We start from the raw sequence: 17235 nt of genomic DNA on the forward strand, positions 1-17235 counted from the left end.
TATCTCCATAAGCTATAATGCCTGTGCCACGGCTATCTCAGTTTCTATAACCACTCTATTACGCCCCAGATCTTTTGCTAAATATAAAGCAGCATCTGCTCGACTGATCCATGCTTCCGCTGTTTCTCCAGCACGATACTCCGCGACACCAATAGAAACAGTTACGGAGATGCCATTGGCAAACGTTGATTGCGCTATTTTTTCGCGTAGGTTTTCTGCAACTGATTTAGCTTTAAGCAAATCAACTTTTAACGGTAAAATAATAAACTCTTCGCCACCATAACGGTATAAATCATCTAACGAACGCGTGTGCTTTTGGATTAATTCAACCAACTCAATTAGTACTAAATCACCATTTGCATGACCATGATTATCATTAACTTTCTTAAAATGATCTAAATCTAATAGTAACAATGAAACTTTTGAGTGCTCTCTGCTTTGTTCTGCAAGAATGCGTGCCAATTGTTTATCCAAAGCTCGGCGATTACCAGATAAAGTTAGCGGATCAATACTGGCTAACAAGGCTAATTTACGATTAGTTTTGCTGTAATTATTAAATATTACATATGAAAATAATGCCGTTAGAAACAAGGTAAAACTAATGGTTAAAAACTCTAAATAACTTATAAAAGGAAATAATATGATGGCAATAAAACCGATAGCAATAAAGCATATAATACCGGCAGGACGGGCCGGCAACATATAGTAAAAGGCAATCATTGCAGGATATAGCCAAAATAAATGTGATTGCCCACGAATGGCAACAACCGTCACTATAGAGATAGCAAGAAAGACAGCTAATATAATTTTTGCCGTCTTAATATTTCTACTATGATAAATAAAAATAAAAAAAACGGACATCATAACCACAACTAGCGCATCAATAAAAGCCATCATAATGTCACCTTCAAGCCAGCGTATATAAGCAAATGGTGAAATGGTAATAACAGCAAATGTACTTAGAATTAGTAACATTTTTTCTGCTGTCGAGCGCTTGATCATTTTATCTTCCCTATTCGAATCAATATAAACACGAAGTTAGTCACTTAACTATCCCCCCTTAATATAGAAAACTCTTGGTTATAATTCAAACAGATAATATGTTCGTACTTGTGCTCTTTATTATATTAATTGATAAAAGTAGACCAAAGCTAGCTGAATATTCAGTGACTCTAAGGCTATTTAATACATTACTTTTTATTTTTTAGCATTTCACGTAAATTTGCCACACCCATTTTTGCTGTAGCTTGCTTTTTTTCTATGCTCTGTTTAGTTTGCGTCAATTCCCAACTTAAATCATCTTGTGGCAATTCATGTAAAAATCGACTGGCTTCAGTTCTCGATACTTCACCGTACTGACGTCGTTCACGAGCATAAGTAAAAATTAACTCCTTCTGAGCACGAGTAATACCGACATAAGCTAAGCGACGCTCTTCTTCGACATTGCCTTCATCCATACTGGTTTGGTGTGGTAAAATACCTTCTTCCATACCGATGAGAAAAACATAAGGGAACTCTAGACCTTTCGAAGCATGCAACGTCATTAGTTGTACTTGGTCAGTTTCTTCCTCATCTTCATTACGTTCCATCATGTCACGTAGCGTTAACCGAGTAACCACTTGCGGCAAGGTCATCGGCTCTTCATCGTCAGTACCCTCTAGCATTTGCGTGACCCAACTGAAAAGTTGCGTGACATTTTTCATACGCATTTCAGCGGCTTTTGCACTAGGTGAAGTATCGTAGAGCCAATCTTCATAGTTAATTTCACGCACCATAGCGCGTAATACTGCAGAAGTGTCGCCACGTTCAGCATGATCTGCGGTTTCAACTAACCAGCGAGTAAATCGTTGCACACTGACCAAACCACGGCCAGTAAGATGCTGTTCTAAGCCTAATTCGAAACTTGCCGCGAACATGCTAATTTGCCGCATATTGGCATAACTCCCCAACTTCTCTAAGGTTGTAGGGCCAATTTCACGACGTGGTACGTTAACAATACGCAAAAAGGCATTATCGTCGTCAGGGTTCACTAACACTCGTAGAAACGCCATCATATCTTTAATTTCTGCACGCGAAAAAAACGAAGTGCCACCATTAATTTTATAGGGAATTCGGTTCGTCATCAGCGCTTTTTCCAATAGCCGCGACTGATGATTACCACGATATAAAATCGCATAATCTTTGAATTTACTTTTGTTTAAAAAACGGTGGCCGATCAACTCACCAACAACCCGCTCAACCTCATGCTCTTCATTCTTAGTTTGCAGTACTCTTAGCTCAACCCCATAGTTAAGCTCACTAAAAAGAGCTTTATCATATACATGAGGGTTATTGGCGATCAAAATATTAGCACATTTCAAAATACGGCCACTGGAACGATAGTTTTGCTCAAGCTTAATCAACTTAAGGTTTGGGTAGTCTTGTCCTAATAACACTAAGTTTTGTGGCTTAGCACCACGCCATGAGTAAATAGATTGATCGTCATCACCCACCACAGTTAATAACCCTTTTTCACCGGTGATCAATTTAACTAATTCATATTGGCTGGCATTCGTATCTTGATATTCATCAACTAGCATATATTGAATTTTATTCTGCCAACGTGCTCGTACTTCTGGATAGTTACGCATTAATAGGGTTGGAATTAAAATCAAGTCATCAAAATCAAGTGCGTTATAGGCTTTCATATGCTTTTGATACATGCCATAAAACTCAGCATATGACTTAGCGTCAGCATCAACAGCCTGTTTAATAGCATCATCAGGCAATAACAGATCATTCTTCCAATTAGAAATCATCATCTGTAATTTACTTAATAAGTCTTTATCGCCTTCAAGCTCATCCTGCGTAAGCTCCTTCAATAACGCTAAGCTGTCTTGATCATCAAATAAGGTAAAGCCAGGTTTATAACCTAAGGTTTTTAATTCACGGCGAATAATATCTAAACCCAATGAGTGGAAAGTACAAACCGTTAAACCACGTGTTTGTGTTTTATCCATCATTTTAACCACACGCTCTTTCATTTCACGGGCTGCTTTATTGGTAAAGGTTACCGCGGCAATATTTTTGGCTTTATAACCACAATTTTGAATTAAATGGGCAATTTTCTGACAAATAACCCCAGTTTTACCACTGCCTGCTCCTGCTAATACTAGGCAAGGACCATCAACATATTTTTTTGCTTCATTTTGGCCTGGGTTTAATTTCATCGCTGCGTCGTAACTCTAATTTATGGATAAGATAATCGGTCGACGATTTTACCTGTTTTTCTTGCAAGACAACATCAACTTTCTCTAACTTGCTTAATTTCTTATCTGCTTTAAATACGATTTGATTATCAATACTGGCTAGATTAGTTACAATAAGCTTATCGCTTATCAATTAAGAGCATTGAGATGATTAACGCCAAAAAAATAGAAGAAATTGCCAAACAAGTTACCGATTCCATTCCTGCAGGCTTAAAAGATTTTGCCAATGAAATGGAAGATAAAACCAAAGTAGTACTACAACGTAAGTTATCTCAACTTGACGTTGTCACTCGTGAAGAGTTCGATGTACAAACACAAGTATTGATAAAAACACGCACTAAGCTCACTGAGCTAGAAGCTAAAGTAGCCATTTTAGAAGCTCAAATTACGGCCCAATAATCTACTTTAAATAAGGCCTAAAATAACAGGCCTTATCCACTAACTACTTTATTTCAGTCGCATAGCTTGTATTTTTTTATAAGACAAGCAACGCCATAACCATTCTAGTGGACCAAAGGCATAATGATTTAACCACCAGCGCGAAAACAGCAATTGGAAAATAATAATTACCAAGACGATAAGCATTTGTGGTGCCCTTGATATTTCACCAAAATAACCACCCGCATAACCATAAAAAATAGAGCTCAAGATAACAGAGTGCATTATGTAGTTAGTTAATGCCATTCTGCCCATTGGTGAAAACATCGCAAAGCGTTTACACCATTTTTCATCGCTGAGTAAGTACATGATTAAACCAAAATAACCTGCGCTCATCACTAATTGACCCACGTAAAATAAGCCTTCACCTACTGCTTGCAATAAAGCCACTTGATTCGCCACCGGATGCTGAGATACTAATAATCCACTGGTTTCTATAACCAAGCCCAAACCAATACCAAGCCATGCTGTAATATTAAAGACACGAGTATGTTGTTGATAATTTTCCATAATACCGCTTGATACTAACCAGTAACCTAAAATAAATATCGGCACCAGCACAGTAAGTGAAAAAGGTATGGTAAACATCAGCATAAATAAGGCAAAATCAAATCGAAACTCAGTCGCTTGCCAATAACTGCCTTGTGTAAAAGCTTTAATTTCGGCCGCTTCATCAGCGCGCAGATCTTGCTGTTGCTCTACGATAGCTTGCGCCTGCATTTCTATGATTGCAGCAGAGTGTTGTTCAATTGATGCTGTAATATTTTCATCGGCAAGCTCATCGCTTGCAATGCCCATTAAAGTATTCGGCATTTTATTCATTGGCTCATCGGTGATATTTTTAGCGAGTTCACCAGTCACTGATTCATCGTTATTTTCTGGTATTTTTAAGCGACTTTCGTTTGCTAAGTTAATTGCATCAACCCGCTCAGTGACTTTTATTTCTTCATGCCATTGTGCTAGCAAAGCATCATTATCATGGCTCAGCCCGAAACCAATAGCACTGACGACAGTGATCATAATCGGTACTGACAACCACACTACAGCTAACTTAAAAAATGCTTGAGGATTATCATATTGCTCAAAACCCTGTTTTTTAAGTAACATTACCCAGGCTAGTAATAGTAAACCCGCGACACCATAATTTTGTAAAATATCTCCGCCCCATAAAAAAATCATATGTAATAGGCCGAAGACAATTAAGGCAATCATACGACGTGAGAACCAAGCACCAAAAGGCCGCTCAGCCTGTTTAGCGCGGATCAACATAACGGCAAAACCCATACCAAATAACAGGGAAAACAATGTATAAAATTTACCTTCAACGAAGCAACGAATCAGCCAACCAACAACATGATCTAACCCTGATAAACTGGTGTCTTGACGACCAAGGCCTGCAATAGCGCGGTTAAACCACTCTATATTCATTAATAGAATACCAATTAAAGCTAAGCCTCTGAGAATGTCCATAGCAACAAGCCGTTGCTTAATCGTGATAGGGACAAGATTTTTAAGCCCAGGGCTAGGAGCTGAATTTTGTTTATCAGGGTACAAATCTGACATAAAACATCCTTTTATTATAATTTTTCTATTTAGCATTTCTGCTTAGCGACATAAAGATAAAGCATTTCATAAAAAAAGCAGCTTAAAGCTGCTTTTTTATAACAAAATATTAACCTTTAGGTCAGAAAGGTTTGATAAGCCTTATTAGCCGTTTCTTCTTGCCATTCATAACCCAGAGCTTTCAAATGGGCAAAGAACTCACCTTCTTGATGTTGTTCTACTTCAAAGCCCGCTAACACTTGGCCAAATGCGGCGCCATGATTACGATAATGAAATAAGGTAATATTCCAATATTCACCAAGGGTGTCTAAAAACTTTTCCAATGCGCCGGGGTATTCCGGAAATTGGAAGCGAAAAATACGCTCTTGCGCTGACAATTCATTTTTACCGCCGATCATGTATCTAACATGCAACTTTGCCAGTTCATTTTCGGTGAAGTCAATTAACTCATAGTTTTGACTCTGTAAGCTTTGAGTTAATTTTTCTCTATCATTTACCTCGCCACCTAAACGAACACCAACAAAGATATTGGCATTTTCAACTTGGGCTAAAGCGTCATGTTTATTAGCGTAACGATAATTAAATTCGGTTATTACTCGGCCAGCCAGTGCTTGGCAGAACTTTCTAAAACTGCCTTTTTCTTCTGGTATTTTAACCGCATAAACTGCTTCTTTTTGTTCACCTAGTTCACAGCGTTCAGAAATATAGCGCAAAGTATGAAAATTCATATTAGCGCCAGAAAGAATAGCCACTAATGACTCATCACCTTGGCTCGTTTGGCAATATTTTTGTAATCCCGCTAAAGATAACGCCCCCGCCGGCTCCGAAATCACCCGTGTTTGCTCGAATATATCTTTTATCGAGGCACAAATTTCATCGGTAGATACCGTAATAACGTCATCACAATAATGTTTGATCAAATCAAAGGTATGCTCACCAATACGCTTAACAGCCACGCCATCGGCAAATAATCCCACTTGTGCTAAATCAACCGGTTTTCCCGCGCTTAAAGCTGCTTTTAAACAAGCTGAATCTTCAGCTTCTACACCGATAACCTTAATATGAGGCTGTAGTTGCTTTAAATATACCGCCATACCAGCCAATAAACCACCACCACCAACAGGCACAAAGACCACATCAGTATTCGGCCGCTGTTGTAGTAACTCTTTCGCTACCGTGCCCTGACCCGCAATCACATCCGGGTCATCAAAAGGGTGGATTAAGGTTTTATGTTCAGCGTTCGCATATTCCACAGAAGCTTGCTGTGCTTCATTAAAACTTTTGCCAACTAAGCGCACTTCAGCACCATAACGTCTAACGTTATCAACTTTTATATCGGGTGTGGTGATCGGCATAACTATCGTCGCTTTAATGCCCATCTTATGCGCTGCTAATGCCAACCCTTGGGCATGATTACCCGCGGAGGCGGCTATAACACCATGCAAACATTGCTGCTCTGACAAATTAACTAATTTATTATAAGCACCACGTAATTTAAAGGAGTGCACGGGTTGCTGATCTTCCCGTTTAAGAAATATTTGATTACCTAAGCGAGAGGATAGTTTAGTTAATGGTGTTAAATCAGATTCAACAGCCACATCATAAACCGGTGCTAGTAAGATCCTACGCAGGTAATCTAGTGCTTGCTCTTGCCTCGCTTTAGCAAGCACTATGGCTTGCTGTTCAGCTTCAGTCATTATCTTTCTCCGTTACTCGATGTTATCAACTATGTCATCAAGTAGGTCACAGTTGCGCACAGCACCTTTGTCAGCACTCGTTGCTTTAATTTGCTTGAGTGCATAGTGTTTCAAAGTGATGTCTAACATCGCTATTTACCCACCGAATCAGCAAGTAAACCATCAAGTAAGTCACGGTTGCGCACAGCGCCTTTATCAGCACTCGTTGCTAACATTGCATAATTTTTAAGTGCATAACTGATAGGTCGTACACGATCAACTGGCTTCCATGCACCTTTACCTTTCGCTTCCATCGCCACGCGACGCGCTGCAAGCTCAGTTTCAGGTACTTGCAAGGTTATTTCACGAGTAGGAATATCTATATGAATAATATCGCCTTGCTCTACCAGTGCAATAGTACCGCCATCAGCGGCTTCTGGAGAAACATGACCAATAGATAAACCTGAAGTACCACCGGAGAAACGGCCATCAGTTAACAAAGCACACGCTTTGCCTAAGCCCATAGATTTTAAGTAAGTGGTTGGATAAAGCATTTCTTGCATGCCCGGACCACCTTTAGGGCCTTCATAGCGAATAACCACTACCTCACCTGCTACGACTTTTTTATCTAAGATACCGGCGACAGCAGCGTCTTGGCTTTCAAAAATATGCGCAGGACCAGTAAAGACTAAATTATCGTCTGACACGCCAGCCGTTTTAACCACACAACCATCTATCGCAATATTACCTGAAAGTACCGCTAAACCACCTTCGGTTGAAAAAGCATGCTCAAGGCTTCGAATACAACCATTTTCTCGGTCATCATCTAACGTATCCCAACGACAATCTTGGCTAAATGCTTTGGTGGTACGAATACCAGCAGGGCCTGCACGATAGAATTTTTTAACCTCTTCATCATCAGTGACTTTAATATCATATTTAGCAATGACATCAGCAAGCGTTGTACCAAAAATATTGGGGACATCGGTGTTTAATAAACCTGCACGTGATAATTCACCTAGAATAGCGATTACACCACCGGCGCGATGTACATCTTCCATATGATACTTAGGCGTTGATGGCGCAACTTTACATAGCTGGGGTACAATACGTGATAATTTATCCATGTCTTCCATGGTGTAATCTATTTCAGCTTCTTGCGCGGTAGCCAGTAAATGCAAGATAGTATTAGTTGAGCCCCCCATGGCAATATCTAAACACATAGCATTGTGTAAAGCTTCTTTGCTGGCAATATTGCGCGGCAGTGCTGACTCATCGTTGTCTTGATAGTAACGCTTGGTTAATGCAACAATTTGTTTACCAGCATCTAAAAATAACTTCTCTCTATCAGCATGAGTTGCCAGCATTGAACCGTTACCCGGTAAGGCTAAGCCTAATGCTTCGGCTAAACAGTTCATTGAGTTTGCCGTGAACATGCCAGAACATGAACCACAAGTTGGACAGGCCGAGCGTTCTACTTGATCTGATTGCTTATCAGATACTTTCGGATCAGCGCCTTGGATCATGGCATCAACTAAATCAAGCTTAATAATTTGATCTGAAAGCTTAGTTTTACCTGCTTCCATTGGGCCACCTGAAACAAATATTACCGGAATATTTAAGCGCATAGCCGCCATTAACATACCTGGGGTAATTTTGTCGCAATTAGAAATACACACCATGGCATCGGCACAATGGGCGTTCACCATATATTCAACAGAATCAGCAATTAAGTCGCGAGAAGGCAAGCTATAAAGCATGCCACTGTGACCCATAGCAATACCATCATCAACCGCGATAGTATTAAATTCTTTCGCGACACCACCCGCTTCTGCAATAGCGCCAGCGACCAATTGGCCCATATCTTTTAAATGCACATGACCCGGTACAAACTGAGTAAATGAGTTAACTACCGCAACAATAGGTTTACCAAAGTCGCCATCAGTCATGCCTGTTGCACGCCAGAGCGCACGAGCGCCTGCCATATTTCGGCCTTGAGTTGAGGTTGCTGAGCGTAATTTTGGCATGACAAATTCCTTAAATGCGTTAAGTTCGTGATGAATTGATAATATTGCTGTTAGCTATTTTAAAAAAACACTATTTGAATGCGCTTTTAAAATAAGTATTTTATTTATAGTCGTTCGGTTTACGTTACAGAGTTGCTGCTAATTCAACTAAACTTCAAGGCAGGAAGTACACAACTTATCAATATAAGTGAGTACTTCCAACGAAGAAGCTAGAAGCTTAGCGAAGTAGCAAAAACCTAGGTCTATAACACAGGATCTAACCAGTTTTCAGGCACTTCAGTACTACCATCAAAAATACCAAAAAATGCGGTTTGAATTGCTTCAGTCATTGGCCCACGAGAACCATTACCTACAGCAATACCATCAACTGATTTAACCGGTACTACTTCAGTAGCGGTACCACACATAAAGAATTCATCTGCTAGATAAAGCGATTCACGGGAAATTGGTTCTTCGCGCACTTCATAACCTAACTGCTTAGCAAGGAAAAATACGGTGTCACGAGTCAAACCTTGTAATATTGACGCCGTACCCGGTGGGGTATAAAGCACACCATTACGAATTAAAAATAAATTTTGCCCCGCACCTTCACTAACCATATTATTAATATCTAAGGCAACACCTTCAGCATAACCATGACGGGCGGCTTCGGTAGAAATTAACTGTGAGGATAAGTAGTTACCGCCAGCTTTCGCTGCAGTTGGCATAGTATTCGGCGCCAGTCGATTCCAGCTTGAGACACCAACTTCAACACCGTTTTCAATAGCATCAGCACCTAAATAAGCTTCCCAGCTAAAAGCGGCAATCATCACATCGGCTACTGCGTCAATAGGTGGACGAAGACCCATACCAATGTCGCCTAAAAATGCTAAAGGACGTAAGTAAGCTGATTTTAAATTATTTTTTGCTACCGCATCTTTACACGCTTGAACCACTTCTGCTTCGGTAAAAGGAATGTTCATACGGTATATTTTTGCTGATTCAAATAACCGCTTAATATGCTCTTCTAGACGAAAGATACAGGTACCTTTATGAGTATTGTAAGCACGAATACCTTCAAATACTGAAGAGCCGTAATGTAACGCATGACTCATTACATGTACTGTAGCGTTCTGCCACGGCATGAGTTCACCATTAAACCAAATTAGTTCTGCATTAACTTTAGCCATTTCTTATTCCTAAATTTTATTTTATACCAAACAGATAACGCCAAATTTAGCCACATTTTCTGCTTTAATTTTTCTTACTTGTTGTCGAGGGTTTAATCCAGCATTATGCAATGCACTGCTGTGATGCGCTATTGTCTACCTTGACTTCTTTGATGTCGATCAGTTTATTAATTTGATCGACCAAAAGTTCAATCGGACGCTCACTTCTGACCATCAGTTCAATCGTACCGACATTGGTACCTGTATTCACTTTGGCGTTTATACCGCTAATGAGAAAACCTCGGTAACGAGTAACCTGCAAAATACGCTCAAGTACCACCTGCTTATCATCCGCTTTTATGGTTAATTGATAGTTCTTCATTTACGTACTCTCCATCATTTTATCGTTAGCGGTGTTAGGTGGTACCAATGGCCAAACATTATCTTGCGCGTCAATTTTTACCTGCAGTAAATAAGGCCCGTCATGTTCTAACATTTCTTCAATGGCAGCAGTTACTTGTGATTTATTAGTGATTAATTTTGCTTTGATATCAAAGGCATTGGCTAACATAACAAAATCTGGATTATCAGCTAAGTCTGTTTCACTTAATCGACCATTAAAGAACAAGTCTTGCCATTGTCGCACCATGCCCAATTTAGCATTATCAATAAGCACAATTTTAACCGGTAGCTGAAAACGTTTGATAGTGGAAAGTTCTTGGACATTCATCATAAATGAACCATCACCCGAAACGGCAATAATACAATCAGTTGGTCGACTCACTTGTGCACCCACAGCCGCAGGTACGCCAAAGCCCATGGTGCCCATACCACCACTGGTTAAAAAGTTACTTGGATCATCAAATAGCATATGCTGCGCGGCCCACATTTGGTGTTGACCAACATCCGTCGTAACGCAGGTATTCTCTGGCATGTTATCACTGATTTCTTTTAGCACCGCAGGGGCAAAAATTGACTCACCTGGGTGGTTATAATCCCAGCTAAAATCCGTTTTCATACCCTGACATTTTTCTTGCCATGGCCCGATAGATAGAGGGATAGCTAAGGCCGGTAAATTAACCTTTAAATCACCTAATATTGCCGCGTCAGCAACGCGGCGCTTGTTTATTTCTGCGGTATCAATATCAAAATGAATGACTTTCGCATTAGGGGCAAATTCATTTAACTTCCCGGTTACTCGGTCATCAAAACGCGCACCTACCGCAATTAATAAATCACATTCTTGTACTGCTAAGTTTGCTGCTTTGGTACCGTGCATACCAAGCATGCCTAAATAATTCTCGTCTTTAGGATCAATAGCCCCTAAACCTTTCAGAGTAGAAACACTCGGCACACCGGTGGATTTAGCAAAAGCCCTTAACTCATCGATGGCATTGGCCATACCCACGCCGCCACCAACATATAAAACTGGCTGTTTCGCTTGACTCAATAAGGCAATAGCACTACCAACATTAGCGGGTGGTAGTTTTACTTTATTTGATAAAATAACTAAATGATCTAGGCAACCATTAACCTCTGCAAGCTGAATATCTTTAGGAATATCAACCAGAACGGGTCCCTGTCTGCCTTCAAGTGCAATCGCAAACGCTTGATGTAATACTTTTGCTAAATCGTTAATGTCAGTCACTTGAAAAGAATGTTTAGTACAAGCAAGTGACAAACCAAAAATATCAATTTCTTGAAAGGCATCAGAGCCCATTGCTGCTGTAGCAACTTGTCCCGTGATAGCAACAACCGGAATTGAATCCGCTAACGCGTCAGCAAGTCCAGTGATCAAGTTTGTTGCACCGGGACCAGAGGTTGCTAAACAAACACCAACTTTGCCTGATGCTCGAGCGTAACCTACCGCTGAAAATGCTGCCCCTTGTTCATGTCGACACAAAAAATGCTCAACATTGCTATCGTACAAGGCGTCGTAGATTGGCATTATTGCGCCACCTGGGTAGCCAAAAACATGCTCAACGCCATGCTGCTCTAGCACGTTAAATAATAAGCCGCCGCCAGTTAGTTTTTTTTCAGTTGTCATGTTTATGTTTACTTTTAAACCACATTTTATGCACTAGCTATTCATTCTAACTAAGTCAGCTGTTTTTATGATTTTTAAGTATTCTCCCAAAAGTAATGATGCTAATGCGCTTGACGCAGATTTATAGTTTATATAACGACAAACCCCCCGGTCCTTTCGGAGCGGGGGGTTTGTTATTTTAAGATTTTTTACTTTTCTTTAGTTCAACAAATTCCCCGCGATGATTTCAGAATCACCACGACGAGAATGTTAATAATCACTGAACTAAGTTTTTGCATATTAATCTATATTTACTGTAATTTTATTGGTTTTAGTTTTGCTGTTACCAGCCTATTTAAATTAGTACCATAGCTCTAATAACAAGCGCAAGTGTTTTTACACTAATTTTTAAATTAACCTGAAACTCTGATGAAGACTCACCGACTTTGTTGATATATTTTTTCGCAAAAAAAATATAAATTAGCTACACTTGCGTAAAGTCTTAGTGAAAGTAAAAATGGATTTTTATGACCTTAGCCTGTGTTTTTAGTAGAGCCCGTGTTGGCCTCGAATCTCCGTTAGTGACGGTAGAGGTGCACTTAGCCAACGGCTTGCCCGCATTCAACATTGTCGGTTTACCGGAAACCTCAGTTCGAGAAGCAAAAGACCGTGTGCGTAGTGCCATTATTAATTGTGGTTATGAGTTTCCAGCTAAGCGTATTACGGTAAATTTAGCGCCTGCTGATTTACCCAAAGAAGGCGGACGTTTCGATCTTCCTATTGCCTTAGGTATTCTTGCCGCTGCCCAACAACTGCCAGAAGCAGATTTAAAAAACTATGAATTCGCCGGAGAGCTTGCTTTATCAGGCGAATTACGCGCCATTATTGGTGAGATCCCAATGGCGATGGCTTGTCAAAAAAGCGGCCGCACATTAGTAATACCCAATGAAAATGCCGAACAAGCAAGTTGGGTGCAAAACGTGAAGATATTAAGCCTGTCACACTTGAATCAATTATTTCCTCATTTTCTCAAACAAAAAACTTTACCCCTCGTCGAAACAAAAACCTTACAAGCGTATAACACGCAGAGTGAACACGATATCGCTGATGTGGTCGGTCAACCATTAGCAAAACGCGCATTAGAAATTGCCGCTAGCGGTGGTCACAACTTGCTATTTATTGGTCCTCCCGGCACAGGAAAAACCATGTTAGCCAGTAGATTACCGGGTATTCTGCCAGCGATGACCGAACAAGAAGCACTCTCAAGTGCCGCCATCCAATCGATTTGCCATAAAAACGTCAGCCCCGAATCATGGTTAACTCGGCCATTTCGTGCACCACACCATACTGCATCATCAGCGGCTCTGGTCGGTGGCGGCAGTCACCCTCAGCCCGGTGAAATTTCATTAGCACATAACGGTGTACTCTTTCTGGACGAATTGCCTGAATTCGAACGTAAAGTGCTCGATGTTTTACGTGAGCCGATGGAGTCAGGTGAAGTCACCATATCACGTGCTCTACTCAAACAAACTTTTCCCGCACAGTTTCAACTTGTCGCCGCGATGAATCCAAGTCCAACCGGCTTTTACAATGACAAGCGCAGCACACCAGAGCAGGTTTTACGCTATCTCAATAGACTATCAGGACCTTTTCTAGATCGTATTGATATCCAAATTGAAGTCACTAGATTACCTCGAGGAATGTGGGCAAATGAAACGGAGAGAGGAGAGTCTAGTAACACCATTCAAAAGCGAGTAAGCAAATGTTATCAGAAACAAATACAACGCCAAGGCAAGGTCAATGCGCAGTTAGGCAGCGCTGAAGTCAGGAGCTACTGTCAACTCGACCCAGAGGATAATGAGTTTTTAGAGTTGGCTATCGAAAAGCTCAACTTATCAACTCGAGCACACCATAAAATTTTAAAAATATCTAGAACACTTGCTGATATGGAGTCCGTCGATCACATAGAACGAAAACACTTAATTGAAGCGCTATCCTATCGTGCTATGGACAGAATATTAAGACATTTAACCGATGCCATTGCTTGATAAATAAAACTTAAATGCTGGCAAAAAAAGCTTTAATCAGTGGCTGTTCTTTACTTTGATTTAAACAACAAACACCGAGATCAAAAGGCGCTATTTCTCCGGCGTTTTCTAAATATTGCACGCGGTCTTTCACTGGGCTGTTTTCAACAACTACACGCGGTACGATACCAACGCCACAACCTAAAGCCACCATACTAACCAGTGCTTCGTGACCTGAAACCGTCGCATAAATATTGGCTTTACCTTGTTGTTTTTTACGATACCAGTACTCGAAACGTTTTCTTGCCGGACCATGCTCCGGCAAAATGATCGGCACATCAGACCAAAGAAAGTCTTGCTGGATTTGTTGCTGAACTCGACAAACCATGGTCGGCGCAATAACAGCTAACGGGATCTCAGCAAGGTGATGAAAAGTAAAGATCCTCGATAATTGCTCTGGTCTGGCGGCAATAGCAAAATCAACCGCTTGCTTTTCAACTTGCTCTAACGCATCCGCCGCATCGCCGGTCGTTAACATAATTTCGACCATCGGATGTTGCTGACGAAAGCGCTCTAACAATGGCGGCAAATGACTATAAGCTGCCGTCACAGAACAAAAAATATGTAGCTTACCTTGAAGGTCAGCTTGCTTTTGGCTCAATGAAAGTTTCAGTAATTGCCATTGCTCTAGCTGCTGCTGAGCAAACTGATAAAATTGCTTACCCGCTTCACTTAACACCACGGTTCTATTGTCTCGGTGCAATAACGAATCACCAACTTCAAGCTCTAGACGCTGAATAACACGGCTTAACGTTGAAGGGCTGACATGATGTAGTTCAGCAGTTTTACCAAAGTGCAATGATTTGGCTAAATCGACAAACATCCGTAATGACTTTAATTCCACACTAGCTCCTTCAATTGAGTAACAAACCAAATGGTATTGCAAATAATGCAACACTACAATGCAAATATATCATTTTAAGCAGCAGTATTTTTTAGCTATGATGTTTTCAAGGTCAACAATTCGACCAAATCATTATATTTTCTTGGCCAGTAGCCAAGTACAGGAGAGCAAGATGGGTAACTATTTCAATACTTTAAGTTTACGTGAAAAATTAGCGCAATTAGGCAAATGTCGCTTTATGCAACGCGAAGAATTCAGTGATGGTTGTAATTTCATTAAAGATTGGAATATCGTTATTGTCGGTTGTGGTGCACAGGGCCTCAATCAAGGTTTGAACATGCGCGACTCAGGTTTGAACATTTCTTATGCGTTACGTGATGCCGCCATTGCAGAAAAACGCCAATCTTACCAATGGGCCACAGAAAATGGTTTCACTGTTGGCAATTACCAAGAATTAATCCCACAAGCTGATTTAGTGTTGAACCTAACTCCAGACAAGCAACATACTTCTGCGGTTACCGCGGTAATGCCATTAATGAAAAAAGGCGCGACGTTATCTTATTCGCACGGCTTTAACATTGTTGAAGAAGGCATGCAAATTCGTCCTGATATTACTGTTGTTATGGTCGCTCCTAAGTGTCCAGGTACAGAAGTACGTGAAGAATACAAACGTGGCTTTGGTGTGCCAACACTGATTGCTGTACATCCTGAAAACGATCCACAAGGTAATGGTTTAGCCATCGCTAAAGCTTATGCTTCAGCTACCGGTGGTGATCGAGCCGGTGTATTAGAATCATCGTTTATCGCTGAAGTTAAATCTGATCTGATGGGCGAACAAACGATTCTATGTGGCATGCTGCAAACAGCAGCAGTGTTAGGTCACAAGCAATTAATTGCACAAGGTATGGATGCCGCGTATGCACGTAAATTATTGCAATACGGCATTGAAACCACTACCGAAGGCTTAAAGCATGGTGGTATTACCAACATGATGGATAGACTATCAAACCCTGCAAAAGTAAAAGCTTTTGATATGGCTGAAGAGCTAAAAGTCATTTTACGTCCATTATTCGAAAAGCATATGGATGATATTATCGAAGGCCACTTCTCTGCAACTATGATGGCAGACTGGGCCAACGACGATGAAAACTTATTAAAATGGCGTGCAGAAACGGCAGAAAGTTCATTTGAACTAGCCGCTGATTGCCCAACAGAAATCAGCGAGCAAGAATATTACGACAAAGGTATATTTATTGTTGCTATGATTAAAGCTGGTGTAGAACTCGCTTTTGAATCTATGGTTGCTGCGGGCATCATTGAAGAGTCTGCTTATTATGAGTCATTACATGAAACACCATTAATCGCCAACTGCATTGCCCGTAACAAGTTATACGAAATGAATGTGGTAATTTCTGATACCGCCGAATATGGTAATTATTTATTCACTCATGCTGCAGTACCTTTACTTACTGATTACGCCAACAAACTGACATTAGAACAATTAGGTGAAGGTCAGTCATCAACTGATAACGGTGTTGATAATGTTCGTTTAATTGCGGTGAATGAAGCCATTCGTAGCCATCAAGTGGAAGTGGTGGGTAAAAAATTACGTGGCTATATGACTGATATGAAACGTATTGTTGAAGCTAATGGCTAGTTTATAATGCACTAAGTTATACCATACCATCTAAAGAAAGTGCTCCCTTATCGCACTAAGTGAGCAGTTATTTAGAAGCTATGGTCTTAAACAAGCTTAGCGGTGTTGAGTTTTAAACCAATACCGCTTTTTTATTGCCAGTAAATAGAGAGAAAATAATGACTGAATTTAACAATGTAAGTGTAACGAAAGTAGCCAGTATTTACTTTGATGGCCAAGTTACCAGCAGAAAAGTAACTTTTTCTGATGGCTCAACAAAGACCTTAGGCATTATGATGCCTGGTGAATATACCTTTTCGACCGATAAAAAGGAATTAATGGAAATTCAACAAGGCAGTGTCAACGTTTTACTGGCTGATAGTGATACTTGGCAAAGCTATACTGCAAATCAAGCGTTTGAGGTGGCGGCCAGTTCATCCTTTAAAATCCAGGTGAATGAATTAGCTGACTATTGTTGCTCATATCTTGAAGAATAACCTTCGTATGATTAAAATACATGCATCAAGTTAAATATAATGCCC

General features: G+C 40.4%; 13 protein-coding genes. 4 read left to right on the plus strand and 9 right to left on the minus strand.

Annotated features, from left to right (window positions below; genetic code table 11):
• Nucleotides 1-12: 12 nt before the first annotated feature.
• The gene (locus tag FGD67_RS10710) at nt 13-1002 is read right to left on the minus strand and encodes a GGDEF domain-containing protein (RefSeq protein WP_257174988.1); all 990 of its coding nucleotides are present in this window, start codon (nt 1000-1002) and stop codon (nt 13-15) included.
• Nucleotides 1003-1190: 188 nt separating this feature from the next.
• Nucleotides 1191-3209 carry a DNA helicase Rep gene (rep, locus tag FGD67_RS10715; RefSeq protein ID WP_257174989.1) on the minus strand — a complete coding sequence of 673 codons (2019 nt, stop codon included), beginning with the start codon at nt 3207-3209 and terminating at the stop codon, nt 1191-1193.
• Between the two features lie 186 nt (nt 3210-3395).
• Between rep and FGD67_RS10720 the strand changes: the two genes are divergently transcribed.
• Nucleotides 3396-3647 carry an accessory factor UbiK family protein gene (locus tag FGD67_RS10720; RefSeq protein WP_257174990.1) on the plus strand — a complete coding sequence of 84 codons (252 nt, stop codon included), beginning with the start codon at nt 3396-3398 and terminating at the stop codon, nt 3645-3647.
• A gap of 48 nt (nt 3648-3695) precedes the next feature.
• On the opposite strand, the gene FGD67_RS10725 is transcribed toward FGD67_RS10720, so the two are convergent.
• The 6 genes from FGD67_RS10725 to ilvG form a co-directional block, all read right to left on the minus strand.
• A complete protein-coding gene (locus tag FGD67_RS10725) occupies nt 3696-5249 on the minus strand; it encodes a DUF418 domain-containing protein (RefSeq protein WP_257174991.1) in 1554 nt (517 codons plus the stop codon).
• 116 nt (nt 5250-5365) lie between these two features.
• Nucleotides 5366-6946 carry a threonine ammonia-lyase, biosynthetic gene (gene ilvA, locus FGD67_RS10730; protein ID WP_257174992.1) on the minus strand — a complete coding sequence of 527 codons (1581 nt, stop codon included), beginning with the start codon at nt 6944-6946 and terminating at the stop codon, nt 5366-5368.
• Between the two features lie 131 nt (nt 6947-7077).
• Nucleotides 7078-8952, minus strand: coding sequence for a dihydroxy-acid dehydratase (gene ilvD, locus FGD67_RS10735; RefSeq protein WP_257174993.1), 1875 nt, complete (start codon nt 8950-8952; stop codon nt 7078-7080).
• Nucleotides 8953-9194: 242 nt separating this feature from the next.
• Nucleotides 9195-10121: a branched-chain amino acid transaminase gene (locus tag FGD67_RS10740; protein WP_257174994.1), complete on the minus strand. Its 927-nt coding sequence runs from the start codon at nt 10119-10121 to the stop codon at nt 9195-9197.
• Between the two features lie 103 nt (nt 10122-10224).
• A complete protein-coding gene (gene ilvM / locus FGD67_RS10745) occupies nt 10225-10482 on the minus strand; it encodes an acetolactate synthase 2 small subunit (protein ID WP_257174995.1) in 258 nt (85 codons plus the stop codon).
• Entirely contained in the window at nt 10483-12147 is a 1665-nt protein-coding gene (gene ilvG / locus FGD67_RS10750; protein ID WP_257174996.1) for an acetolactate synthase 2 catalytic subunit, read from the minus strand.
• Between the two features lie 506 nt (nt 12148-12653).
• Here ilvG and FGD67_RS10755 point away from each other — a divergent pair.
• The gene (locus tag FGD67_RS10755) at nt 12654-14174 is read left to right on the plus strand and encodes a YifB family Mg chelatase-like AAA ATPase (protein WP_257174997.1); all 1521 of its coding nucleotides are present in this window, start codon (nt 12654-12656) and stop codon (nt 14172-14174) included.
• A 10-nt stretch (nt 14175-14184) separates the two neighbouring features.
• Here the strand turns inward: FGD67_RS10755 and ilvY are convergent, their stop codons facing one another.
• Nucleotides 14185-15057: an HTH-type transcriptional activator IlvY gene (gene ilvY / locus FGD67_RS10760; protein WP_257174998.1), complete on the minus strand. Its 873-nt coding sequence runs from the start codon at nt 15055-15057 to the stop codon at nt 14185-14187.
• A 172-nt stretch (nt 15058-15229) separates the two neighbouring features.
• Here ilvY and ilvC point away from each other — a divergent pair, with 172 nt between their 5' ends.
• Nucleotides 15230-16714, plus strand: a complete 1485-nt coding sequence (ilvC, locus tag FGD67_RS10765; protein WP_257174999.1) for a ketol-acid reductoisomerase — start codon at nt 15230-15232, stop codon at nt 16712-16714.
• 158 nt (nt 16715-16872) lie between these two features.
• Entirely contained in the window at nt 16873-17190 is a 318-nt protein-coding gene (locus FGD67_RS10770) for a pyrimidine/purine nucleoside phosphorylase (protein ID WP_257175000.1), read from the plus strand.
• Nucleotides 17191-17235 lie beyond the last annotated feature (45 nt).

This window comes from Colwellia sp. M166 (genome assembly GCF_024585285.1).
Classification (GTDB): domain Bacteria; phylum Pseudomonadota; class Gammaproteobacteria; order Enterobacterales; family Alteromonadaceae; genus Cognaticolwellia.

Excerpts from the sequence above, each read along its gene's own strand:
- FGD67_RS10710 (WP_257174988.1), bottom strand. The coding sequence starts at position 1,002 with ATGATCAAGCGCTCGACAGCAGAAAAAATGTTACTAATTCTAAGTACA.
- rep (WP_257174989.1), bottom strand. The coding sequence starts at position 3,209 with ATGAAATTAAACCCAGGCCAAAATGAAGCAAAAAAATATGTTGATGGT.
- FGD67_RS10720 (WP_257174990.1), top strand. The coding sequence starts at position 3,396 with ATGATTAACGCCAAAAAAATAGAAGAAATTGCCAAACAAGTTACCGAT.
- FGD67_RS10725 (WP_257174991.1), bottom strand. The coding sequence starts at position 5,249 with ATGTCAGATTTGTACCCTGATAAACAAAATTCAGCTCCTAGCCCTGGG.
- ilvA (WP_257174992.1), bottom strand. The coding sequence starts at position 6,946 with ATGACTGAAGCTGAACAGCAAGCCATAGTGCTTGCTAAAGCGAGGCAA.
- ilvD (WP_257174993.1), bottom strand. The coding sequence starts at position 8,952 with ATGCCAAAATTACGCTCAGCAACCTCAACTCAAGGCCGAAATATGGCA.
- FGD67_RS10740 (WP_257174994.1), bottom strand. The coding sequence starts at position 10,121 with ATGGCTAAAGTTAATGCAGAACTAATTTGGTTTAATGGTGAACTCATG.
- ilvM (WP_257174995.1), bottom strand. The coding sequence starts at position 10,482 with ATGAAGAACTATCAATTAACCATAAAAGCGGATGATAAGCAGGTGGTA.
- ilvG (WP_257174996.1), bottom strand. The coding sequence starts at position 12,147 with ATGACAACTGAAAAAAAACTAACTGGCGGCGGCTTATTATTTAACGTG.
- FGD67_RS10755 (WP_257174997.1), top strand. The coding sequence starts at position 12,654 with ATGACCTTAGCCTGTGTTTTTAGTAGAGCCCGTGTTGGCCTCGAATCT.
- ilvC (WP_257174999.1), top strand. The coding sequence starts at position 15,230 with ATGGGTAACTATTTCAATACTTTAAGTTTACGTGAAAAATTAGCGCAA.
- FGD67_RS10770 (WP_257175000.1), top strand. The coding sequence starts at position 16,873 with ATGACTGAATTTAACAATGTAAGTGTAACGAAAGTAGCCAGTATTTAC.